The organism is Variovorax sp. 01N429 (genome assembly GCF_056399425.1).
Genome location: NZ_JBFTRG010000153.1, coordinates 1 through 413, shown reverse-complemented (window position 1 = coordinate 413; position 413 = coordinate 1). Strand labels below are relative to the sequence as shown.

The following is a 413-nucleotide window of genomic DNA, read 5'->3' as shown; positions in this document are numbered from 1 at the left end:
CCGCCAGGTTGCAGGACCCCGCGGGCACGGAGTTCACCGCGACCCTCGTCCGGGTCGTGGACCCGGCCGCACCGGCGAATCCCGGGAGCGCCTTCACGGCCCCGCAGAGCGGCGACCGTTTCGTGGCAATCGAGTGGACCATCGCCAACACCGGAACAAAGACGCTGACGTCATCCCAGGTCTTCAGCACGCACATCGTCGACGACCACGGCCAGTGGCACCTGTCCATCGCGGCCCACGTCAGCGCGGGCGCCGCCTTCCCCGCCGACGTGAAGATCCCGCCGGCCCAGACCCTCAGCGGCTATCTCGTCTACGAACTCCCGGGCACCGCACGAGCAACCCCGGTCCAGTTCGACGGCGACCAGAGCAGCCCCGCCGGCCCGTGGAAACTGACCTGAGCGGCGACGTGAGGT

1 protein-coding gene is annotated in these 413 nt (G+C 70.0%); it reads left to right on the top strand.

Going from position 1 to position 413, the window contains the following annotated elements:
• The coding region (locus AC1DSF_RS31025) for a DUF4352 domain-containing protein (RefSeq protein ID WP_478184148.1) at window positions 1–398 on the top strand (398 nt) is incomplete at its 5' end.
• Between the last annotated feature and the right edge of the window lie 15 nt (window positions 399–413).